Source organism: Segatella maculosa OT 289, from assembly GCF_000243015.1.
Taxonomy (GTDB): domain Bacteria; phylum Bacteroidota; class Bacteroidia; order Bacteroidales; family Bacteroidaceae; genus Prevotella; species Prevotella maculosa.
The window spans coordinates 67,588-90,196 of sequence record NZ_JH594502.1; the positions used below are offsets into that span (position 1 = coordinate 67,588).

The 22,609-nt window shown below is 49.4% G+C and carries 17 protein-coding genes and 1 pseudogene; 10 read left to right on the forward strand and 8 right to left on the reverse strand.

Annotation, left to right across the window (positions count from 1 at the left end; translation table 11 throughout):
* The first annotated feature begins 16 nt into the window (after window positions 1–16).
* A complete protein-coding gene (locus HMPREF9944_RS04405) occupies window positions 17–2,224 on the forward strand; it encodes a beta-glucosidase (protein WP_008564728.1) in 2,208 nt (735 codons plus the stop codon).
* Window positions 2,225–3,257: 1,033 nt separating this feature from the next.
* Here the strand turns inward: HMPREF9944_RS04405 and HMPREF9944_RS04410 are convergent.
* Window positions 3,258–4,355, reverse strand: a complete 1,098-nt coding sequence (locus tag HMPREF9944_RS04410) for a phosphotransferase enzyme family protein (RefSeq protein WP_008564729.1) — start codon at window positions 4,353–4,355, stop codon at window positions 3,258–3,260.
* A 338-nt stretch (window positions 4,356–4,693) separates the two neighbouring features.
* Between HMPREF9944_RS04410 and HMPREF9944_RS04415 the strand changes: the two genes are divergently transcribed.
* Window positions 4,694–8,707, forward strand: a complete 4,014-nt coding sequence (locus HMPREF9944_RS04415) for a hybrid sensor histidine kinase/response regulator transcription factor (protein ID WP_044113415.1) — start codon at window positions 4,694–4,696, stop codon at window positions 8,705–8,707.
* A 379-nt stretch (window positions 8,708–9,086) separates the two neighbouring features.
* Here HMPREF9944_RS04415 and HMPREF9944_RS04420 read toward each other — a convergent pair whose 3' ends face one another.
* The 5 genes and pseudogenes from HMPREF9944_RS04420 to HMPREF9944_RS13560 all read right to left on the reverse strand — a co-directional run.
* Complete coding sequence (locus tag HMPREF9944_RS04420; RefSeq protein ID WP_008564732.1) at window positions 9,087–9,782, reverse strand: ComF family protein; 696 nt, start codon at window positions 9,780–9,782, stop codon at window positions 9,087–9,089.
* Window positions 9,775–10,239, reverse strand: coding sequence for a regulatory protein RecX (locus tag HMPREF9944_RS04425; RefSeq protein ID WP_025829930.1), 465 nt, complete (start codon window positions 10,237–10,239; stop codon window positions 9,775–9,777). Before HMPREF9944_RS04425 ends, HMPREF9944_RS04420 begins: the two co-directional genes overlap by 8 nt.
* Before the next feature lie 164 nt (window positions 10,240–10,403).
* The gene (gene prmC, locus HMPREF9944_RS04430) at window positions 10,404–11,312 is read right to left on the reverse strand and encodes a peptide chain release factor N(5)-glutamine methyltransferase (RefSeq protein WP_008564735.1); all 909 of its coding nucleotides are present in this window, start codon (window positions 11,310–11,312) and stop codon (window positions 10,404–10,406) included.
* On the reverse strand, window positions 11,302–12,624 hold the full coding sequence (locus tag HMPREF9944_RS04435) for a YihY/virulence factor BrkB family protein (protein ID WP_244861114.1): 1,323 nt from the start codon (window positions 12,622–12,624) through the stop codon (window positions 11,302–11,304). Before HMPREF9944_RS04435 ends, prmC begins: the two co-directional genes overlap by 11 nt.
* Before the next feature lie 121 nt (window positions 12,625–12,745).
* Window positions 12,746–12,901, reverse strand: a pseudogene (locus tag HMPREF9944_RS13560) (IS30 family transposase); the annotation flags it as partial.
* A 673-nt stretch (window positions 12,902–13,574) separates the two neighbouring features.
* On the opposite strand from HMPREF9944_RS13560, the gene HMPREF9944_RS04450 reads away from it, so the two are divergent.
* The 5 genes from HMPREF9944_RS04450 to HMPREF9944_RS04470 all read left to right on the forward strand — a co-directional run bounded on the left by HMPREF9944_RS04450 (window position 13,575) and on the right by HMPREF9944_RS04470 (window position 18,294).
* The gene (locus HMPREF9944_RS04450; RefSeq protein WP_008564739.1) at window positions 13,575–14,000 is read left to right on the forward strand and encodes a GtrA family protein; all 426 of its coding nucleotides are present in this window, start codon (window positions 13,575–13,577) and stop codon (window positions 13,998–14,000) included.
* Window positions 14,000–14,722, forward strand: coding sequence for a glycosyltransferase family 2 protein (locus tag HMPREF9944_RS04455; protein WP_008564740.1), 723 nt, complete (start codon window positions 14,000–14,002; stop codon window positions 14,720–14,722). Before HMPREF9944_RS04450 ends, HMPREF9944_RS04455 begins: the two co-directional genes overlap by 1 nt.
* A gap of 8 nt (window positions 14,723–14,730) precedes the next feature.
* On the forward strand, window positions 14,731–16,200 hold the full coding sequence (locus HMPREF9944_RS04460) for a hypothetical protein (RefSeq protein ID WP_008564741.1): 1,470 nt from the start codon (window positions 14,731–14,733) through the stop codon (window positions 16,198–16,200).
* An 11-nt stretch (window positions 16,201–16,211) separates the two neighbouring features.
* Complete coding sequence (gene glf / locus HMPREF9944_RS04465) at window positions 16,212–17,345, forward strand: UDP-galactopyranose mutase (RefSeq protein WP_008564742.1); 1,134 nt, start codon at window positions 16,212–16,214, stop codon at window positions 17,343–17,345.
* A 97-nt stretch (window positions 17,346–17,442) separates the two neighbouring features.
* On the forward strand, window positions 17,443–18,294 hold the full coding sequence (locus HMPREF9944_RS04470; protein WP_008564743.1) for a DUF4595 domain-containing protein: 852 nt from the start codon (window positions 17,443–17,445) through the stop codon (window positions 18,292–18,294).
* Window positions 18,295–18,920: 626 nt separating this feature from the next.
* Here the strand turns inward: HMPREF9944_RS04470 and rplS are convergent.
* Entirely contained in the window at window positions 18,921–19,283 is a 363-nt protein-coding gene (gene rplS / locus HMPREF9944_RS04480) for a 50S ribosomal protein L19 (RefSeq protein ID WP_008564746.1), read from the reverse strand.
* Between the two features lie 207 nt (window positions 19,284–19,490).
* Here rplS and HMPREF9944_RS04485 point away from each other — a divergent pair, with 207 nt between their 5' ends.
* Complete coding sequence (locus HMPREF9944_RS04485) at window positions 19,491–20,252, forward strand: 5'-nucleotidase C-terminal domain-containing protein (RefSeq protein ID WP_008564748.1); 762 nt, start codon at window positions 19,491–19,493, stop codon at window positions 20,250–20,252.
* Window positions 20,253–20,273: 21 nt separating this feature from the next.
* Window positions 20,274–21,152, forward strand: coding sequence for a bifunctional metallophosphatase/5'-nucleotidase (locus HMPREF9944_RS04490; RefSeq protein ID WP_008564750.1), 879 nt, complete (start codon window positions 20,274–20,276; stop codon window positions 21,150–21,152).
* Here the strand turns inward: HMPREF9944_RS04490 and porT are convergent.
* Window positions 21,133–21,882 carry a type IX secretion/gliding motility protein PorT/SprT gene (gene porT, locus HMPREF9944_RS04495; RefSeq protein ID WP_044113420.1) on the reverse strand — a complete coding sequence of 250 codons (750 nt, stop codon included), beginning with the start codon at window positions 21,880–21,882 and terminating at the stop codon, window positions 21,133–21,135. The genes HMPREF9944_RS04490 and porT overlap by 20 nt on opposite strands.
* Before the next feature lie 188 nt (window positions 21,883–22,070).
* Between porT and HMPREF9944_RS04500 the strand changes: the two genes are divergently transcribed.
* On the forward strand, window positions 22,071–22,241 hold the full coding sequence (locus HMPREF9944_RS04500; protein WP_008564753.1) for a DUF362 domain-containing protein: 171 nt from the start codon (window positions 22,071–22,073) through the stop codon (window positions 22,239–22,241).
* The last annotated feature ends 368 nt before the right edge of the window (window positions 22,242–22,609 follow it).

Sequence of the window (22,609 nt, forward strand, 5' to 3'; positions counted from 1 at the left end):
AAAACAAAAAGAGAAAATGAAAAAACGGTTAATCTTTGCAGCATTTTTCATGTGCACGATCATGGCAAACGCCCAGACTTATCTCGATCCGACGGCTCCATTGGAAGACCGTGTTCAGGATGCACTCCGCCGAATGACGCTACATGAGAAGTTCAAAGTGCTACATGCACAGAGTAAATTCACCTCGGCAGGCGTGCCACGGTTGGGCATTCGCCAGCTAAACATGGACGATGGACCACACGGTGTGCGTGAAGAACTGGCGTGGAACTCATGGGGTACGGCCCAATGGACTAACGATTCCATCGTAGCTTTCCCCTCGCTCACTTGTTTGGCCGCTACATGGAACCGCGAACTCTCGGCACGTTACGGTCATGTTTTGAGTGAAGAGTTTGCCTTTCGCGGTAAGGATGTGTTGCTGGGGCCCGGTGTCAACATCGCTCGAACGCCGTTGAACGGTCGCGCTTTCGAGTATATGGGCGAAGACCCGCTGCTGGCTGGCGAGATGGTTGTGCCTTATATCCAAGCCGCACAGCGTAATGGTGTGGCCTGTTGTCTGAAACATTTCGTGCTCAATGACCAAGAAACAGATCGCTTCGGCGTGAATGTGAACGTCTCAGAGCGGGCACTTCACGAGCTATATCTGGCACCTTACAAGCGAGCTGTGGAGAAAGCGCACGTTTGGGCCATCATGGCAAGCTATAATTATTATAAAGGTGTGCACTGTTGTCAGAACAATGAGCTGCTGAACCGCGTGTTGAAGCACGATTGGAAATGGGATGGTGCCGTCATCAGTGACTGGGGTGGCGCCACAGATACGCGGCAGGCAGCGACGGGAGGCCTTGACATTGAGATGGGAACCTTCACGGATGGCAAAATAAAAGAGGCCGAATTCGGTTACAACGACTATTATTTGGCCGACAAGTTCGAGAAACTCGTTAAGGAAGGACAGATACCCATGGCTGTTCTCAATGAGAAAGTGAGCCGTGTCCTGCGACTTATCTTCCGAACAAGCATGAATCGGCAGAAAGCTATCGGCAGTCAATGCAGCGAAGCTCACTATGATGCGTGCCGAAGCATTGGAGAAGAAGGCATTGTGATGCTGAAAAACCGTAAATCCCTACTTCCTCTCGACCTTACGAAGTACAAACGGGTACTCGTTATCGGTGAGAACGCTGTCCGTTCACTGACGCAGGGCGGCGGTTCTTCAGAACTCAAGACCCTACGCGACACGTCTCCGCTCGAAGCACTGCGCAAATTGCACACAACCGACTATGCCCAAGGTTATGAAAGCGGCCGAGCCATATACGAACGGCAGGAAAAAATAGACGCAAACAAGCAGGAACAGCTGCGCGAAGAGGCGCTACAGAAAGCCAAGGACGCCGATCTTATCATCTTCGTTGGCGGATTGAACAAAAACTATCAGCAGGATTGCGAGAATAGCGACCGTCAAAGCTATGACCTTCCATTCGGACAAAACGACTTGATTGCGAATATCATCAAACAGAAACCATCAAACTGTCCGATTGTTATCGTTACCTTCGGAGGCAATGCTTATGCCACACCATGGCTTCCGCAGGTAGATGCCTTGCTGCATTGCTGGTATTTGGGCAGTGAGTCGGGCACTTCTCTGGCCAATATCCTCACAGGAAAGGTCAATCCCAGCGGAAAACTGCCTGTCACCTTTGCCAAACGCTTGGAAGACTATCCCTATTTTCGCTTCGGAAAAAGGGCATATCCCGGCATCACCGGCGTGAAAACCGAACCCAATAGCGCAGGCGAAGTGCCCAATTCTCAGGTTTATTACGATGAAGACATATTCGTTGGCTACCGCGGTTTCGAGCAAAACAACGTACAACCGCAGTTCCCCTTCGGCTTCGGGCTTAGCTATACCACGTTCAAATACGGCAACCTCCGACGCAACGGCAACCGCGTTTCCATCGACGTCACCAACATCGGAAGCCGAAAAGGCAAGGAAACCGTGCAACTCTACGTGGGTAGGGCTGATAAAAACAGCAATCGTCCGCGCAAAGAGCTGAAGGATTTCGCCAAAATAGAGCTGGCTCCGGGCGAGCAGAAGACGGTTACATTCGACTTAAATGACGATATGTTCGCTTATTTCTCTGAACAATCGCATCAATGGCAGCACGGAAAAGGCAAATATAACATCTATCTTGCCAGTTCATCTGCTGATGAACAGAACCGTATCGCCTATATCAAAGATTGAAAAAGACAGGATATCACACCCCAAGGGGCACCATGTTTCAATCGAAGCACGGTGCCCCTTTTTCGCAACATGGCCAATTCGCCAATGTAGGGACGCACGGTTCGTGCGTCCGCCCAAGGTGAATGAAATGCAAATGTATGTTTTTTTGAGCGAATATGCACAGGCGTTGGAGCGGACGCACAGGCCGTGCGTCCCTACATGCATTCGGGTCGCTCGCTCCATCAACCATTTTACGCATCAATCCGCCCATGATTGGTATGTAGGGACGCACGGTCCGTGCGTCCGCCCAAGGTGAATGAAATGTAAATGTATGTTTTTTTGAGCGAATATGCACAGGCGTTGGAGCAGACGCACAGGCCCTGCGTCCCTACATGCATTCGGGTCGCTCGCTCCATCAACCATTTTACGCATCAATCCGCCCATGATTGGTATGTAGGGACGCACGGTTCGTGCGTCCGCCCAAGGTAAATGAAGTGCAAATGTATGGTTTTTTGAGCGAACACATATGGCCGTTGGAGCGGACGCACGAGCCGTGCGTCCCTACATGCATTCGGATTGATAATCAATGGCTTATACCTTGCGTTTCAATCTCAGCCATTTTGCACGCTAATCTCAGCCATTTTACCTTGCAATCTCACCCATTTTGCGCGGTAAAATGAGTGAGATTGGAAAACGATTAAGCGCATGTAGGGACGTACGGCTCGTGCGTCCGCTCACGTTTCAGTTGATAGTAGACAAATAAACGGGTGGACGAGTTGATTGTTACAAGGTATGTAGGGACGCACGGCTCGTGCGTCCGCTCCAACAAGCTTGCATATCCGTTTGCTATTCCACTTGAACAGACGCACGGACCGTGCGTCCCTACATACCAATCATGGGCGGATTGATGCGTAAAATAGTTGATGGCACGAGTCCTGCGTCCCTATTTTATCCTGCAATATGGCAGTCGTGATGCCACCGGGCTCCTGCTTCAAGCCGGCAGACTGACTGAAAAGTCGGCTTGAAGCAGAAGCAATCGATGACGAACGCCTGTTTATAAGGTGTCGATAAAGTGCTGAAGACGGTCTTGTCCTTCGAGCGTCAGTTCGAAAAGACGGTACTGGTTGCGTGCTCGGTCAAGGTTGTGGGCAGGATAAGTGGTCTTGTAATAGGTGTCACCGTTGATATAATCCGTCAGGAAACGAACGCATTGCATATACGGAAACAGCTGCATAGCGAAGGGAAGTAGCTCGCGTTCGATGGGAAGAAGGAAGTGATGTGTTCCCTCAATGTAGCCTTTTGTGAAGCTTTCCACCACATCCCAGCGCAGAGAAACATGGCCAATGTCGGGGTCATCCTCCCGCGTTGCGTTGGCAGCTGTGCGAAGAAAGTCGCCATAGTCAGAGAAAATGAAGCTCGGCATGACCGTGTCAAGGTCGATGACACACAGCACTCCGCCCGCTTCATCAAAGAGCATGTTGTTTACTTTCGTGTCGCAATGGCAGATACGTTTGGGCAATCGGCCCTCACGATAGAGCACTTCGGCCCGGCACATGGCCTCGGCATGGGACTCCAGAAGGTCGACCAGCGGACGAACTTCGGTCAGTCGGCCGGCCACGTCGGCCAAAACGGCCTCGCGAAGTTGGCGTATTCGTAGTTCCATATTATGGAAGTCGGGTATGGTCTCGCCCAAGGTCTCGTCAACATCAGTGAGCATCGATTCGAAATTGCCGAAGGCCAGCCCAGCATCATAGGCATTCTTGGGTGTGACTTGGGCGAAACTCTGTGTCCGGGGAATGAAGACAGAGAGGCGCCAGAAGTCTCCTTCGGCCGTTTCATGATAGGTTTTACCCGAATGAGTGGGGATAAAACGGAGCACACGACGGTCGATATCCGACACGCCTGCAGCCAAAAGCTTCTTCCGGATATGCCCGGTTACGACCTCGATGTTGTGTTGCAGCAATGCCACATCGGTGAAAACGTGATGATTAATGCGCTGAAGCACGTACTCATGTGGGGCGCCTTCGCCCATGACGACCTTGTAAGTGTCGTTGATAAGTCCGTCTCCAAGCGGGACAATTGCTGTGGGTTTCTGTTCAATTTTGAAGTTCGACAGGATTTGTTCCTGCTTGTTTTCAGTCATTTGTTGCATAGAATGAGTCTTGATTCGTAAAAGATTATTTCCACAAATATAGCATAAAATAATCACTTAAAGGCCAAAAAAGAGAGTTTTATGTTCTATATGTTTTATTTAACAAATAGGGATTGTCTGGGCAAACTTGGTATTTTGCCCCTCAATTCCTCAGCCTTTTTCTTGCATATTTCGGTTTTTTTTCCGAATATTGCAAAACCATCGTGTCGGAAAATGGCCGGTTTCGTCTTTTCAAAATGCCACTGATAGTGCAAGAATCGGCTGGAAATACGTCACATGGACCTAAAACTAACGCGCGGGAGGCACAGCCTTCGTGCCTCAATCAATATGGAATAGCCATGGACTGCAAGAGACTTCATACGACAGCATTCTTTTCCCTCTTACTGATTTTCACCCTTTTTACGAGTCTGCTCAAGGCGCAGAACATCGAATTCAACCATCTTACACCCGATGAAGGCCTTTCCCAAATCTCGGCAAACAGCCTTTATGCCGACCGAGATGGGGTCATTTGGATTGCTACCCGTGTGGGATTGAACAGCTATGATGGCAATTCTATCCGCGTATATGCCAATAAAACCGGTGATGCCAACAGTCTTTTCTGCAACAATGTGACCCATCTCACGGGCGATGGTGACCGAAAACTCTTCCTACTTTGTGCTGAAGGAATTGCCCGACTCGACCTCCAAACGCGCCAATTCAAGACACTTAAGTATGGTAATACCATTGGAGCAATATGCTATTATGGGCGATTATACTTCAGTGAAAGGAACGAAATCCATCGGCTTCTTGATGAAACTGGGAGGTCGAAGGCCTGCGTGAGGCTGCCAAAAGGACAGTACGTGACGAGCCTAACCATTGACACGCGTGGCCGAATGTGGATAGGTACGCGCGAAAACGGTGTCTATTGCTACGCCGGAAACAGGCTCACGCACCCCATTATCGAAGGTTATATCACCCAAATCTATGAAGACCGTGGGGGAAAACTGTGGATAGGGAGTTGGAACAACGGCTTCTGGACCATCGACAATCAGGGACATATCAACAATATCCGGAAGGGAAAGCTGCTCGTTTCGAACTTCGTTCGCACCTTTTGTGAGGACAATTCGGGGAAAATATGGATTGGAACCTATCTCGGATTGGTGCGTTATGACCCGCGAACCGGGCAGTCTCGCACCTTTATTCCTGATGGTCGGGAAGACGGTTTGACCAATGCAAGCATCTGGAGCATCATCAAAGACAGGCAAGGAACGCTGTGGTTGGGCACTTATTTCGGCGGTGTGAACTACTTTAATCCCGAATATGAGATCTTTACACAGTACAGATTCAAAGGCGAAAACGCTGCAGGATTGAGCAGTCAGATAGTAGGTCGCATGACAGAAGACGACAAAGGGAACCTTTGGATCTGTACGGAAGGGGGCGGATTGAATATCTTTAGCCCCCGAAGTCAAGCCTTCTCGGTTTACAAATACCCTGATGCAAAACCCTCACATAATAATCTCAAGTCTATTTATTTCGACAAATTGCGGCGCACAATGTGGGTAGGTACGCACTTGGGTGGGCTCGATCGTATCGCTTTAAGCACGGGAAAGCTACGCAACTACAGGCACAAAGCGGGCGACAGGCAGTCGCTTCCCTCGGACATCGTGAGGGACATCAAGCCTTATCGTGGGCAACTTGTCATCGCAACGCAGGAAGGTGTCGTCATGATGGACCCTGAAAGGGAAACCTTCACGCCCCTTCTTGCCAAGGAAAACCTAAGGATGGTGCAGGGATTATGCATCGATCGGAAAGACCGACTGTGGATTGCAACGGAGGCACGCGGCGTGTATTGCTATGCATTCTCAACGAAGAAGTTCCGCCACTACAGGCATCTTCCGTCCGAAGGAAGCATCAGTTGCAACAACATCAACAGCATTATGACCGATCGCGAGGGCCGTATTTGGCTCTCAACAGCCAACGATGGCATCGATCTTTACGACGAACAGCACGACCGTTTCATTAATTATGGACGCAAAGATGGGCTCATTGGGGCTTGTGTTTACGCCATCGAGCCTTCTTCTTTGAATGCAAACGAACTGTTACTTATCACAAACCAAGGCTTTTCGGTCTTTAATATCAAGAGCAAAATCTTCAGGAACTACAACAAAGAAAACGGCTTTCCGCTGGCCACCATCAATGAGAATGCGCTCTATGTGGCCCGAGATGGCACCGTATATCTGGGTGGTGTGCGCGGTATGGTGGCCTTCCGAGAGCAAGACCTTTACAAGAAAAGCAGGCCTTACAAAGTGGGGTTCTGCGGTCTTTACATCAATGGAAGACAGATACTTCCGGGAGATGACAGTCGAATCTTGACGCATGCGCTGCGCTATACCAGCGAAATCGAACTCGGATATGACCGGTCTGTCCTCGGTGTGGAGTACTATACGTCGAACTATATCAAGGCCAATGCCTTGCCACTTGAATACCGTTTGGTCGGTTCCTCAGAACAATGGTTTCCCATACATGCAGGACAAAAGAAGCTGGACTTCTTCAATCTGCCTCCCGGACGCTATACCTTGGAACTCCGTTCCGTCGGAACAAAGGTGCCGGAAGCCCGACTCGGCATTCGAATCCTGCCGCCATGGTATCGCTCATGGTGGGCTTATGTCCTCTATTTTTGCCTGACTGCCATCGCTGTTATGTGGCTTGTGCGCGGTTATCGCAAGCGTATTCGACTGGCAGAGTCGCTGAAATATGAGAAAATACACGCCAGAAACATCGAAAAACGCAACCAATCTAAAATCCGTTTCTTTACGAATGTGTCGCATGAAATCAGGACTCCGCTCACAGTTATCATCGGATTGGCCGAGTCGTTGCTGCATTCTCGCAAGTTCACCAACGACATTTACAACCAACTTTTGGGCATCTACCGCAACAGTAGTCAGCTTCGAGAGTTGATATCTGAGCTGCTTGACTTCAAGAAACACGAGAAAGCGCACCCCAAAATCAGCGTGCACGAGGGCAAATGGTCGCCGTTTGTCTTCGATGTTTGCAGTCTGTTCAAGGAGTATGCCGCCTGTTTGGACATCAATCTGACCTTCAAATCGGAGACCGATGCAACGGTTTGGTTCGACAACCGACAGATGAGAAAGGTGGTCAACAACCTTGTTTCCAACGCATTGAAGCACACACCGCAGGGCGGAAGCATCACCGTGACGACGGAAAGTGACGAGACCTATGCGCGACTCCGCGTGACCGATACGGGCAACGGCATTGCCCCCGATGACCTTTCACATGTTTTCGACCGCTTCTATCAGGGACATGAGATTGAATCCTTGGCCGAAATGGGAACTGGAATAGGCCTGAATCTGACGCAGGACATCATTCGTCAGCATCACGGAAAGGTAACCGTGACCTCTGTTATCGGCCAAGGAACGACCTTCACCGTGGAACTTCCGCTCGGAAAAAGCCATTTCTCTGCCGACCAAATTGCTGTTGCTCCGGTGGCAGAAACGGCAGAAACCACGGCAGAAGAGCCGAAAAAGCAGTCGCAGATGCCCCTTCCCGCGCCACAAAATAACACTGATGACACTCCCACCCCGGCAACATTCGACGCAACGGCCTTGATTGTGGAAGACAACGACGATATCCGACAACTCCTTGTGACGCTTCTCAGCCCCTATTACCGCACACTTACGGCCGTTGACGGGCTGGAAGGACTGGAGAAAATCAAGGACGAAATGCCCGATATCATCATCAGTGACGTGCTCATGCCCAACATGTCGGGTATCGAAATGTGCAAGGCTATCAAGCAAGACTTTGCCATTTGCCACATTCCCGTGGTGCTTTTGACGGCCCGAACAGCTGCAGAACAAGCGTTAGAAGGCCTGAAAATCGGTGCAGATGACTACATAACGAAGCCCTTTAACAATGAGTTTCTCATCTCACGTTGCAACAATCTCGTCAATTCTCGCCGCCTTCTTCAACACAAATTCGGCGAACATCCGCACACAGAAGCCAACATGTTGGCCTCTAATCCCCTTGATAAAGAGATGCTCGATAGGGCAATGAAGATCATAGACAAGCACTATATGAACTCCGATTTCAGCGTAGATGTGTTCGCAAGAGAGATGGGATTGTCGCGCACAAGCCTGTTCACGAAGTGGAAAACCCTGACAGGTCAGACGCCCAACGAGTTCATTATGCGCATCAGACTGCGTAAGGCTGCGAAGATGTTGCGCGAAAAACCGCACATGAGCATCGCCGAAATCAGTTACAGCAACGGCTTTTCGAGTCCGCGTTATTTCTGCAAATGCTTTAAAGATCGCTATCAACAGCAACCTTCAACCTATCGGAACGGGGAGGGAACATAAAGGAAATAGGTAGCGATTTACGGCTCGTTCGTCTGCTTAAATCGTAGCTTCCTCGATGCTTCTCACAGCTTTTTGAAAACGTTTCCGTTTGAACAGACGCACGAACCGTGCGCCCTTGTTTTTCCATCTCTGCCACTGTGCATTTTAATTCCAGCCATATTGCGCGGTAAAATGAGCCATATTGCCGCGTAATATCACCCATATTGCACGGTAAAATGGCTGAGATTGGAACATGGAATGCAAGTGGTTGATTATCAATATGCGCAGCTGTCTGAGCGGACGCACGGACCGTGCGTCCCTACAACCACTCAATTGCTTTTCTTTTGAGAGGGAGTAGGGTGGGGGAATGCCGTTTTCGGGGGAATGAAACGCGGCATGTTTAGGGCCTAACGAAGCCGAGTGAGAGCACACTGACGGTCACTTCGCCGGCCTTGGCCAGTTCTTTGGCGCAGGAAAGTGTGGTGGCTCCGGTGGTAACGACGTCGTCGATGAGCAACAAGTGACGGCCTTTGACGTGCTCGGGATGACGAAGCTGGAAAGCATTTTTTACGTTTTGGCGACGCGCTTCGATGTCGTTTTGCGTCTGACTACCGTCGAAATGCACGCGCCGAAGGGCCTTATCGGCAATCGGAATGCCCGTGATGTGCGACACACCTTCGGCAATCAGCAGGCTTTGATTGTAGCCCCTTTGGCGTTGTCTGCCCCTTGTTAGCGGCACGGGAACCAGCAGTTCGATGCCTTCAAAAAAGCCTTCGGCTCGGAATTCGCGGGCCATCATTTCGCCCAACAGCCGTCCGATGTCGGCCTGATGATGGTATTTCAGGGCATAGATGGCGCGTCCGGCAGGCGAACCGGCCGAATAATAGAACCATGCGGCGGCCTTTCCAATGGGTATCTGCTTCCAATAGAGGCGGCAAAGTAGGTTGTCGAGCGGTGTAAGAACATGGTCGGTACGGGGCAAATGACGGTTGCATGCAGCGCAAATCGCCTGCTCGGGGCCAGCCAACCGATTGCCGCAGATGGCGCACACACGCGGTACTATGAGGTCGATGAGGCTGTTCCAGAGATTAATCATCGGGCAGTTCGGCTTCGTCGACACATTGTCTGATGAGTCGCATCTCGAATCCGCGGCCCAAAGCAAACTTAATGAGCTTCATAGAGCGCTCATAATCGTTGCGAGCCTTGATGGTCGGCCACTTCTGTTTGATGAGCGGTCGCAGCTTTTCAAGGTACAATTCGTCGGGAATCTCGTCGAAAATGGGGTCAGAAATACTGCGGGGAATGCGCTTCATGTAGAGAGCTTGCTCCACTTTTCGGCGTCCCCAGCCGTTATACCGTATCTTGTCTTTGACGAAAGCCGCGCAATATCGGCTGTCATCTATGAAGCGATGTTCGGTCAGATAGGCCATGATGCGGGCTTGTGCGGCCTCGTCAATCTCCCATTTCGCGAGTTTGTCGAGCATTTCTTGCGTGCAGTGTTCGCCTTGTGCGCACAAAGTAGTGAGGCGAAGTTGGGCTTGTTGTTCGGTAATCATAGGAAAAGTAAAAAACCAAATAGCCTCGGCCATCTTCTCATCAAAAGGGAGAAAGCCTCGTTTCTCGGCCACATTCCGAGGCGAGGAGAGCGATATGCAGAGATTGGTCGGGCCGTTTTATGTTGTTGTTATTGGTTGTTGATGATGTTATTATTGGTATATTAGTTTGTTCGTTTGGGGCTCTCTTCCTTGGGAGGGGCTGGGAGAGGTTTCTGGGCAGTGATGACTCGCTCTCTTCCATACGGATCTTTCTTCACATCAACGGTCCTAAAGCCCATTTCTTCCAGCATTTTTCTCAACGCTTCTGCATAAAGCGGATTGATTTCAAAGGCCAGAAGACCCGAAGGTTTGAGCCTGCGGAGCGCGTAACGGGCGATGGCGCGATAGAAAATAAGTGGGTCGTCGTCGGGTACGAAGAGTGCGCTTGGAGGCTCATGTTGCAGCACATGCGGTGCCATATCGCTGCGCTCGCGTTCGCAGATGTAGGGTGGGTTCGACACGATGACGTCGAACGGGCTGGCTTCAAAGGCTGCTTTGTCAAGCTGCAACACGTCGTGCAGTTCGAAGTTGACGCGTGCTTGCAGCCGATGTGCGTTCTCTCGTGCGGTGAGCAAGGCGTCCGATGAGATATCCCACGCCGTGATTGCGCTGTTCCAAAGGTCGAGTGCCAGCGTGACGGCTATGCAACCGCTGCCTGTTCCCACGTCGAGCACACGCAAAGGTTCGGGCGGTTGCAATGCACAATAGGGCGCATTGAAAGCCGAAATGACTGTTTGGCAGAGCAATTCTGTCTCAGGTCGCGGAATAAGTACGGCAGGATTGACCTTGAACTCTCGCCCACAGAACGATGCTTTTCCCGTGACATACTGCACCGGTTCGCCTTGTTCGAGTCGACCGAACAGGTTGTCCAGGAGGCTTGTTTCGGCGTCGGTCAGTCGTTCGAGCCCATCGGTATAGAGGTCGGTCAGTGAAAGTTTGAACACATCTTCCAGTAGAGTTCGTGCCACAGCCTTGGCTTCTCGCTCGTCGTATCGTGGCACGAGCCGTCGCCACAGTTCGCTATAGGTCATCAATATTGTCGAGTTTACGGATGAATTCCTCGTAGGCTTCGCGAATAATGCGTTCGGTTTTCGGGTCAAGCGCAGGGGCGATGTCGAACCGATTGTTCTTGTATCGGTTGTCACAAGCATGGTCGAGCAGGTCAACGATGCGGCCCATACGGAGCCGTTCCAATGCTTGTGCCGGTTGATAGCGCGTGTCTTCGTCTGCAGAATTGCCCACCGTCGTGACGAGTTTTACGCGTTCCAGACGGTAAAGTGCGTCGCCGACCAATCGGATGGGAATGCCCGTGAGTTGCTTGATTTCAAGTACCGTGAGCGCAGGTTTGCCGTTTCGGAAGCGAAGCATGATGTGCTTCATCACGACAAGGGCTATCTTTCGGCGGTTGGCTTCGCTGATGTCGGACGGACTTATCATGTATTCGTAGTAGTCGAGGTATTGGTTCATGTAGCAAAGTTCGGCACAAAACAGGCAGATATACCACGATAACTGCATCCAAAGCATGAAAAGCGGCAGCGCGGCAAGCGAGCCATAGATGGCGTTGTAGCCGGTGAGGAACATCTGGCCGTGCACATAGCCCCACTGCACGAGCAACATGGCGACGGAAGCCAGCAGGGCTGGGCCGATGACCGAAGTGAGTTTCACCCGCGTGTTGGGCATTACGGAAAAGAGGGCCGTGAAGATGAGCGTCAGGATGACGAAAGGCAGCAGCCGAATGCCGATGCGTGCCATCGGACCGAGGATAAAGAACGCCTGAAGATGCTCGGTCGTGGTGTTGGCAATGATGCTCATGCCCGACATGACGATGATGATGACGGGCACAAGGAACACCATCGAAGTGTAATCGGCAAGGATTCTGGCCACCGGTCGCTTGTTTTTCACTTGCCAAATCGTGTTGAACACGTACTCCACATTATAAATCAGGCTCAGCACGCTGTAGAGCATAAAGAGGATACCGATGCCGATGAAGAGGCCCGTTTGGGCGTGTTGGAGATACGAACCGGCAAGGTTGATAATGGAATCTGCGGCCTCTGGTTGACTGCTCAGCGTGTTGCGAAGCCACAGTTCAATGTATTCGGAGAGACCGAACCCGCGCCCGATAGCAAAAATCATCGCAAAAATGGGAACAATGGCGAGTATCGTACTGAATGAAAGTTGCGTGGCAAAGTCCACATGTCCGCGCTCGATGAACAGCCGCACGGCCATGTAGACCTTGCGGGAAAGGTTCAACAGCATGCGTTTCCATCGGCCGGCGTCTTGCCCGGGCGGTTGCCACATGCCGATGGTCAGGAAGTATTTCAGTTGGGAAAGCTTGCTCATCATGCTGCAAATGTAAGCAATTAAAACAAAGTTTGCAACGAAATGTGGCAGGAAATACATTGAAAAAGGGAAAAAATGATGATACCGCAGCTCCTGTCCCTATCAGAATAACCGCTGCAACGTGTCTGTTGTTGAGTTTCTCTACAATTTTCCTGACGTATCCCCTTGAAATCCCTCTGAAGTCTGTCCTTTTAGGGGTATACTGCCTGACAAGTCCGTTCATGTTCTCTATGGCGCCCTTTTCCCAAGAGCAATATGGATGTGCAAAGTAAACCGTGGTGTTTTTCATGGTGTCAAACACCACCAAGATTTTGCACTTCTATTTGGAAAGAGCCAGATGAATGTTCTCTGTTTCTTTTTTTAATGTCTTCCATGGAAGACAAGAGTTATTTCTTGTTTTTATTGTCGTCTTCCATGGAAGAAAAGAGGTGTTTGTTAAAAAATCCTTCGTCGTCCATGGAAGATGAACATTATTTTTACATTTTTTTATTTCCTCCATGGAGGAAAACACTTTCTGTTAAAATATCCTTCGTCATCCATGGACGACGAGCGTTCTTTTTACATTTTTTAGCTTCGCCCGCGGGCGACGAGCATTCTTTTTTTGTTTTACTATCTTCGCCCGCGGGCGAAGAACATTCTTTTTACATTCTACTATCTTCCGCCGCGGCGGAAGACCGTTTGTTTTCTGTTTTTTGTTCATCCGAGGCATCGGAAAGTCTTCCTTTTTCATAGGATTTATATCGAACTCACGTAAGTTTATAGGTAAAAAGCACGTCTTTTAACCAGTTATTCTGTTTTTTTTCTTAACTTTGCACCATTCAATCCTATCCTTAAAGGTTGAGGCCACGGCAGAGGCCCGAAGGGTGGGAAGACATATATGGGAAAGCGTTTACTGAAACATGTTCTTGACGCTACGAACATTGTAACGGTTGGTCACAATTAAAGCATTGCATATGGTCTACAATAGCATCGTACAGAGATTTTATAAGAAATTCCGCGACCTGATCTTGTATGGCATCATAGGGTCTTGTTCGTCGGGACTTGATTTCTTGCTGTACACGCTCTTCGTTACGGTCTTCGGCTGGCATTATATCCTGTCGAACTGCATATCCGTATTGGGCGGTATCATCACGAGTTTTACGCTTAACCGCAACTACAATTTCAAAGTCAAGGACAAGACAAAGAGACGCTTTTCGATATTCCTGACGGTCGGTTTATGCGGAATGTTGTTGAGTAGTCTTATTCTTTGGGTCTGCATCAGCCAACTGTCAATGAACAAGATTCTATCCAAATTGCTGTCGATAGTATTGGTCGTTGTCGTCCAGTTCTTAATCAATAAGTACGTTACGTTCAAACCAACTAAAATAAAAGGGGAATAATGAGTAAAATTTTCTTTGTGCTTCCCGCATACAATGAGGAGGCGAACATTGCAGAGACGATCGGTCGGTGGTATCCCGTAGTGGAGAAGGTAGGTGCAGATAGCCGTCTTGTCATTGCCAATGATGGCAGTAAAGACAAAACTATGGAGATCATGGAAAGCCTGAAAGACAAATATCCGCAGTTTATCCCGCTTTCCAAGCCGAACTCGGGACATGGTCCTACGGTTATTTATCTCTATAAATATGCCATAGAACAAGGTGCCGACTTCATCTTCCAGACTGACTCCGACGGCCAGACTAATCCCGATGAATTCCCGGCTTTCTTGGAAGCGAGTTGCGATTACGACTGTGTGATGGGCTGCCGTCCTGTCCGTGGCGACGGAAAAGACCGGAAGATGGTCGAGAATGTGCTGCGTTCTTACGTGTGGCTGTTCTTCCAAGTGTGGGTTCCCGATGCCAATGCGCCGTTCCGCCTGATGAAAGCATCTGTAGTAAAGAAGTATATCAACCTGATGCCGTCGGACTTCAATCTTCCTAATGCCGTTCTTGCCGCATGTTTCAGCAAGTTCCGCGAGCGGGTTAAATACATTGACATCACGTTCAAGCCGAGACAAGGCGGTGTGAACTCCATAAACCCGAAGAAAATCCTGAAGATTGGTTGGAAAGCCATCAGCGACTTTTGGAAAGTCAGCCGGGAAGTATGTAGAAACACAAAAGATTAAACGACAACGTGCTCACAACTTCTTCCATTCAGCAGGTCACAAAGCGAGAAATACTCATTATTGCTGCCATCGCTTTTGTTGCCGTGACGATATTCTCAACGTCTTCATTCCTTTATCCGTTCAATTCATGGGTGGATGCCAACTGCATGTTCACCGTAGGTAAATCTGTTTTCTGCGGCAAAGTGCCCTACAGAGACCTTATGGACCACAAAGGATTGCTGCTACATTTGATCTACGGCATCGGTTCCTTGATTTCTTTCAGGTCTTTCTTTGGCGTATACGTGCTGGAACTCATCGCCGGTTTCGTATTCCTGTTATACAGTTACAAGGCATTGTTGCTATTCACGGATAGGAAAATCTTGTATTATGTACCGTTGTTGGCTTTAGGAGTCTACAGCGCATGGAGCTTCGAGCAGGGCGCAAGTGCCGAGGAGTTCTGTCTGCCATTCCTTTCCATGGGACTTTACATAGGCTTGAAGTCGGAAAAGGTAGGCGGCCTTACCGGCAAGGACGCATTCCTCTTGGGTTTTCTTGCGTCGTGTGTGTTCTGGATAAAGTACACAATCGTAGGCCTGTTCATCGGACCTCCTCTTTACTACTTGTTCTTCTATGTCCGCAACAAAGACTATGCAGGACTGTTGCGGAGCGCGGCTTTCTTCCTTATGGGACTGATACCGTTGTCCTTGGGCGTTGTCTGTTATTTCGCCTTCAACCATGCTTTGGCAGATATGTGGACCGTATATTTCTACGACAACATCTTTCATTATGGTACTACTTCTGAATATCATGGTTCACTGCCACGTGTTGTCCATAATGAATTGGTCGGCGTTAAACTGATTTTGTACAATCCTGTCTTGGTATGTATGTTTATAGGTTCTCTGATAGTGCTCCTTTCGCAAAAGAACAAAAGACTGCTCTGTTGTTGTGGCGTTTGTTTTCTCTCTGCATACGTACCGCTGTTTGTCGGAAACCCAATAAGATATTACGTGTTACCGCTCGTTATCTTCGCGCCATTCTCCTTATTGATGGTCAGAAGTTGGTGCTCAAGAAGCAAAATATTGCAGGCGGGCAATAATAAAAGGTTCTTATATCCGGCCTTCTTATCTATAGCTTTGGTCCTCGGCATATTCATTAAATTTGACACGACAAGGGGACTGCTATCTAACGGTATGGATAACCCGACGTTCAAAATAAGAAACATTATTATGGAAAGAAGGGAGACTCCTCCTGTCATGATAGAATATGGCATTATGGATATTGGCGTTTATACCGTTTGTGGCAGTATTCCCGAATGCAAGAACTTCTGTCATCTTAATTTGAATCTCAGTGACGAAATGGAAGTTCAGAACAAATATATAGAGAAAGAACAGCCTTTATACATAATATCTAATAGGATATTGACCTTTAACGGATATAAACGCGTGTCATTTGATGCCGACGGGAAACCTTATTTCGTCTATCGGCTGAATGCATTATAAATAGAACTGATATGAAACCTTACGATTATCTTATCGTCGGCTCAGGCTTGTTCGGAGCCACTTTCGCCCACTTCGCCCACAAGCAAGGCAAGCGTTGTCTTGTCATCGACAAGCGGCAGCATCTCGGCGGAAACGTCTATTGTGAGAACATCAAGGGCATCAACGTCCATAAATATGGTGCTCACATCTTCCATACCTCAAATAAAAAGGTGTGGGACTTCGTCAACGCTATCGTTCCATTCAACCGCTACACCAATGCGCCCGTGGCCAATTATAAGGGCAAGCTGTATAACCTGCCGTTCAACATGAACACCTTTTATCAGATGTGGGGCGTTACCACTCCCGACGAGGCGCTTGCCAAACTGAACGAGCAAAAGGCAGAAGCCATGGCCAAGATGAAGAGCGAAGGAACAACCGAACCTCGCAATCTTGAAGAGCAGGCAAAGGTGTTGATTGGTAACGACATTTACGAAAAGCTCATCAAAGGCTACACCGAAAAGCAATGGGGACGGAAATGTGCGGAGCTGCCGGCTTTCATCATCAAGCGGCTTCCTGTCCGCATGGTTTTCGACAACAACTACTTCAACGACAGCTATCAAGGCATTCCCATCGGCGGATACAACAAACTCATCGACGCACTCCTTCAAGGCGTAGAAACCAAGACCGACACGGACTTCTTTGCCCGCGAACGTTCATATTGGGCGACCGTGGCCGACAAAATCGTCTACACGGGGCAGCTCGACGAGTTCTTCGACTTCCGCTTCGGCCGTCTCGACTTCCGAACGGTGCGTTTCGAGACCGAAGTAAAGCCCACGCCGAATTATCAGGGCAACGCCGTCGTCAACTATACCGACGCCGCTGTGCCTTACACCCGCATCATCGAGCACAAGCATTTCGAGCTGTTCGGTCAAGCGGTCTACGACAATCCCCACACGGTCATCAGCCGAGAATACAGCACCGAATGGGAACCGGGTATCGAACCCTATTATCCCGTCAACGACAACAAGAACAACGCATTGGCCGAACGCTACAGAAGCCTTGCCGAACAAGAGCCCAACGTTATCTTCGGCGGCCGACTCGCCGAGTATAAATACTATGATATGGCCCCTGTCATAGAAAAAGTGATGAACCTGTTCAGATATTAATCTCACGAAACGCTTTGCTTATTCAATAACTTGTCGTACCTTCGCACCCGGTCTTTACGACCCAATTTGAACCTTCACAGACATTCAAGGAATGATAATGAATAAGCAAGAGAAGAAGAACATAGGCAGGGCTTTGACGGCCCTCACAATGTTCGTTGCAACACTGCTGACCTCGTGCAGCGGCAACAACGAAGTCAACGACGACGGAGCTGCAGGTACCGACGTCAACCCGCGCGTCGTGTTCACCGGAGGACTGCCCCGGCAGGTCGGCGAATTCACATTGCAGACCAACAAGGACGGCCGCGTGGCTTCCATCACAAGCGACAACGGCCCGACAGCCGTGTTCGAATACCGCGAGCGTTACTATCGCGGCGGCATTCGCATGCCCGGCGTCATGATGACCGTCACCGAGGGCAGCAGCCGATACGTCTATGCGCTCTTCCTCAACGCCAAAGGGTTCGTCAGACGTTGCATGGAAACCGTCTACAAGACCACCGACGGAAAAGAAGAGAAGCCCTACAGCGACGGCTGGGCATTCAGCTACGACAAAGACGACCGCCTCACTTACGCCTATTATGCCGGCGCAAAGAAGGAAATCAACATCGACTACCTCAACGGAGACATCGTTCAAATCACCAACTCCACGAACGGTGTCAGAGAAGAACCGCTGCACGTCGTCTACCACACGGCCGCCACGTCTGCGCCGCTCGCAAACAAAGGCTGCCTGATGCTCTTCGACGATTTCACCGGAATAGACATCGGCCGGCTCCGCTACGCCTATTACGCCGGAATGCTCGGCAAGGCCCCCAGCCATCTGCCCGTGGCCGTCACGCAGAAAGACAAACTCCGCGGCAGCTTCGACTGGCGGTTGAGCGGCACGGGCTATCCCCTCATGCTCATCTACACCGAAACGGGCGCACAGCAACGCACGCTCCGCTTCGCGTGGTAAGTTCATTCTATCGGCCGGGTCACTTCCCCGGCCGATTTTTTTTCTTGTGTTTCCTTTCTATTTATAGGGACGAACGACCCGTGCATCCCTATTCGGACGCCCCGTTTCCCCGTATTTAAAAATTTTATTGCTGGTCGAAGCCCGAAACAAAGGCGAGGCATTTCCATTTCTAACGGTTCGCGTCACTTTTTGATACGGACGGAATTGAATTATCTCCGTGGAGAAAAATCCTTATCTCCATGGAGAAAAGAATTTATCTCCATAGAGAAAAATATTTTTCTCCACGGAGATAATTCAAAAAAGAATAGGAGGAAAAGGAACGGAATGCCTATGGAAAGAACGTTTCTCTCTGATATAAAAATATTTCTATCTGGTAAAAGAAATGTTGTTCTCTGATGAAAGAAGCGTTGCTTCACTACAGAAAGGACGTTCCCCCTAATGAAAAAACGTTTCATGCTAATGAAAAGGGCGTGTTTTCCCGGCTTTATGATTTGCCCCACATTTACAAAAAAAGAGCACTAATCATAAAGTTCAAAGTTCAAACTTCAATGTTCAAAGTCCAAACAAAAAAGAGGTTATGCCCGTGAGCACAACCTCTTTTTGTTTCATTGCGAACGATTTGCCGATTATTCTGCGGCAGTGGTGGTTCTCTTCTCGGCGATACGAGCCTTCTTACCCGTGAGCCCACGAAGATAATAAAGCTTGGCGCGACGAACCTTACCGCGTTTGTTCACTTCGATGGAGTCGATGTTCGGTGACTCTATCGGGAAGATACGCTCCACGCCGATGGTGCCCGACATCTTGCGAACCGTGAAACGCTTCTTGTCTCCGTGGCCCGAGATTTTGATGACTACGCCACGGTAGAGCTGGATACGCTCTTTGGTGCCCTCGATAATCTTATAACCCACGCTAATGGTGTCGCCGGGACCGAACGAAGGAAACTTTTTTCCGGTTGCAAATGCTTCTTCAGCAACTTTAATTAAATCCATTTTTATTTGAAATTAAATTTTGTTTGCGCCCAACGCAACATGGCCAAGCAACTCTTCTGCTGCCAGCGGTTACGCCGAAAAGCGGTGCAAAGTTACTAAAAAAGATGGTATAATGACGCTTCGGCGCTTTGTTTTTTTCGTTTTTAACACTATTCTTTCTTTTTTCCGCCCAAAAGAAGTAACTTTGTGACAACAAATTACAAGATGATGTATAAGAAACCTGTTACATGTTTCATTGTTTCGGCCTTGCTTGCCTTGGCATCCTGCAAGCAACATTACGAGCTGACGAGCGTCAGCCGCAGCCGTATTTTGATTGATAAACGCTATGATGCCCGTCCGGAACCGGAGGCTCAAGCTTTCCTTGCGCCCTATAAACACAAGGTAGACAGCATCATGAGCCCTGTCGTGGGCGAGGTTTCGGCCTATATGGCGGCCGGAAAGCCGGAGAGTTCGCTGTCGAATTTGCTTGCCGACATACTGCAATGGGGCGGTAAAAGCTATGGAGAGCGCGTGGATTTTGCCGTCTATAACATGGGTGGCATACGTGCGGCGTTCGCCAAGGGCCGCGTGACCTATGGCGACGTTGTGGACGTTGCGCCGTTCGAAAACAAGATTTGCTTCCTCACATTGACGGGCACAAAGGTTAAGGAACTCTTCCAGCAGATAGCATCAACAGGTGGTGAGGGTGTCAGTCATGGCGTTAACTTGGTCATTAGCGGCCGGAGACTCCTCGATTGCAGGCTCAATGGCGAGCCCATCGACGACAGTAAGACCTACCGCGTGGCTACGCTCGACTATCTGGCGCAGGGCAACGACAAGCTCGAAGCCTTCAAATCGGGGACCGATGTGGTCTCGCCTCAGACGCAGGAAAACAATGTCCGCTTCATCATCATGAACTATTTCCGCGACCAAATGGCCCAAGGAAAGGCCGTAAGCCGCGAGGTCGAAGGCCGCATCATCGTGAAATAACAACGCCAAATACTGAAAACAATGCAGAAATTTCAATACAGATACAAGCGAAACGCCTTTAAATTAGCCTGCTTCGGCCTGCTTTTGACGTGCATGCCTTTAACGCTTTACGCTCAAAAGCAGCTCACTATTCTTCACACCAGCGACACACATAGTTGCATTCTCCCGCTGAACGAGAACCTTGCCGACACGCTTTTTGCCGGTCGGGCAGGCTTCATTCGCCGCATTGCCATGCTTGAGGAGGAGCGAAAACAAGACCCCGAACTGTTGCTTTTCGACAGCGGCGACTTCTCACAAGGCTCACCTTATTATACACTCTTCAAGGGAGACGTAGAGATTGGCCTGATGAACCGCATGCATTATGACGCAGGCACCATCGGAAACCACGAGTTCGACTACGGCATCGACAACATGGTTCGCCTCTTCAAGCAGGCAAACTTCCCCATTATTTGCTCCAATTACGACTTTCGGGGCACGGCCCTTGACGGCCTTGTCAAGCCATATATCGTGCTGAAACGTAAGGGAATCCGCATCGGAGTGTTTGCCCTTGACCCGCAACTTGATGGACTTGTGGCTGCCAAGAACTATGGAAACATCAAGTATCTCGACCCCGTTCGCGTGGCCAACGACATGGTAAAGGTGCTTAGGGGCAAGGAAAAGTGTAATCTTGTTATCTGCATTTCTCACCTTGGTTGGGAAGAAACGGGCATGGGCGACCAGATGGTGATTGCCGGTTCGCGTGGAATCGACCTCGTACTTGGCGGACATTCGCACAGCTTTTTCAAAGAACTTCGCTACGTGAAAGACCTTGACGGCCGCGAAGTTCCCGTGGACCACGAGGGCAAGAACGCCATCTTCGTGGGCAAACTGAAGCTCGGTTTCACTCGAAGTAAAAGGTAAGTACGATCAACTTTGCGCGTGCATCGCTCACCGAACGGGCGTAGGGCAGCATTCCTTTGTCTTCCATACGGTTGATATGCTTGGTGTCTAAGCTGTTGACAAGGCTGTACATGAACTTCAATTCGGGCCTTATTTTGAAGAAAGGCAGGTAGAAATCGCAACCCATTCCTATTTCAACGAAGGCGTCATAGCGTTTCAGTTTCACGTAATCGTTGTCCTTTCCGCTCAGATTGACGGCCGGTGTGAGACCCGCCATCACGTAAGGACGATGGTTATTGAACCGTGGTGCGGAGAAAATCAAGTCGATCGGGGCCGTAACATACACCGTTTTCATGGTCTGTCTACGCTCCGTTGGACTGCCGTTTGGCGCAAGAACGCTCAAATTGTGCAGCAGGATATGACGCGAACCGAAGTACATTGTGGGGGCAATACGCAGTTGGAAGTGTTCCGAAAGCCTTGCTTCTGCGAGCACACCCACATTGAATCCCATGTCAAAACGGTCTTGATCGGTCGTTAGGGTCTGCCTGCTTGACGTGCCATCCTCGGCCACAACGGTTTGCTCTCCGATGTTGACAAACTCCAAATCCTGCACATGCAAGCCCACGGAAATGCCCAAATGAAAGGGCCGCAAGTCCGTGTAAGGACGGTTCTGCACCGTTCTTTGCTGTGCAACGGCCGTTATTTCGGCAGTCCACAATAGGAACATCAACAGCTGAAATCTCTTCTTCATCTGTTCCATAAACGGCATCCCGCGCGCTATATTGCATGATTTTAATCAAGAATTTGTATAAATTGAATAAAAAACAGTACCTAAAAGTAGGTATTTCTGAATATTATTTATACCTTTGCATCGTACAAATTGAGGAACAAGATTTGCTACATGGTACAAAAACATTATGAAATCTAAATTTTAAAGTTATGGCTTACGTAATTGGTAACGACTGTATCGCTTGCGGTACATGCATTGATGAGTGTCCGGTGGGAGCTATTTCAGAGGGCGACATCTATTCTATCAACCCCGAAATGTGCACCGAATGCGGCACATGTGCTGATGTTTGCCCCAACGAGGCAATCAGCCTTCCTGAATAAGGAGAGTGATTTTAAAAATAAATGAGCGGTATCTTGCAACCTTGCAAGATGCCGCTTTCCTTTTTATGGCAGGCAAAGTCTGATGCAGAGAGAGGGGTTCTATATAATAAGGTGTAAACGGCAGGCGAGGCATTGCTGGCCCGTTAATATCAATACTGCTTGAAACAACGTTCCGATATGAGCCATTTTGCAAGCTTATTCCAGCCATTTTGCACGGTAATATGGGCCATATTGCGCGGTAAAATGGCTGAGATTGAAACGCAAGACGTAAGTCGTTGATTATCAATCTGAATGTGTGTGGAGCCACGCGGCCTGTACGTCACGCTTCAACAAACATGTATTTGCGTTTCTATTCAACTTGAGCGGAC

Excerpts from the sequence above, each read along its gene's own strand:
- HMPREF9944_RS04405 (WP_008564728.1), top strand. The coding sequence starts at position 17 with ATGAAAAAACGGTTAATCTTTGCAGCATTTTTCATGTGCACGATCATG.
- HMPREF9944_RS04410 (WP_008564729.1), bottom strand. The coding sequence starts at position 4,355 with ATGCAACAAATGACTGAAAACAAGCAGGAACAAATCCTGTCGAACTTC.
- HMPREF9944_RS04415 (WP_044113415.1), top strand. The coding sequence starts at position 4,694 with ATGGACTGCAAGAGACTTCATACGACAGCATTCTTTTCCCTCTTACTG.
- HMPREF9944_RS04420 (WP_008564732.1), bottom strand. The coding sequence starts at position 9,782 with ATGATTAATCTCTGGAACAGCCTCATCGACCTCATAGTACCGCGTGTG.
- prmC (WP_008564735.1), bottom strand. The coding sequence starts at position 11,312 with ATGACCTATAGCGAACTGTGGCGACGGCTCGTGCCACGATACGACGAG.
- HMPREF9944_RS04435 (WP_244861114.1), bottom strand. The coding sequence starts at position 12,624 with ATGATGAGCAAGCTTTCCCAACTGAAATACTTCCTGACCATCGGCATG.
- HMPREF9944_RS04450 (WP_008564739.1), top strand. The coding sequence starts at position 13,575 with ATGGTCTACAATAGCATCGTACAGAGATTTTATAAGAAATTCCGCGAC.
- HMPREF9944_RS04455 (WP_008564740.1), top strand. The coding sequence starts at position 14,000 with ATGAGTAAAATTTTCTTTGTGCTTCCCGCATACAATGAGGAGGCGAAC.
- glf (WP_008564742.1), top strand. The coding sequence starts at position 16,212 with ATGAAACCTTACGATTATCTTATCGTCGGCTCAGGCTTGTTCGGAGCC.
- HMPREF9944_RS04470 (WP_008564743.1), top strand. The coding sequence starts at position 17,443 with ATGAATAAGCAAGAGAAGAAGAACATAGGCAGGGCTTTGACGGCCCTC.
- rplS (WP_008564746.1), bottom strand. The coding sequence starts at position 19,283 with ATGGATTTAATTAAAGTTGCTGAAGAAGCATTTGCAACCGGAAAAAAG.
- HMPREF9944_RS04485 (WP_008564748.1), top strand. The coding sequence starts at position 19,491 with ATGTATAAGAAACCTGTTACATGTTTCATTGTTTCGGCCTTGCTTGCC.
- HMPREF9944_RS04490 (WP_008564750.1), top strand. The coding sequence starts at position 20,274 with ATGCAGAAATTTCAATACAGATACAAGCGAAACGCCTTTAAATTAGCC.
- porT (WP_044113420.1), bottom strand. The coding sequence starts at position 21,882 with ATGAAGAAGAGATTTCAGCTGTTGATGTTCCTATTGTGGACTGCCGAA.
- HMPREF9944_RS04500 (WP_008564753.1), top strand. The coding sequence starts at position 22,071 with ATGGCTTACGTAATTGGTAACGACTGTATCGCTTGCGGTACATGCATT.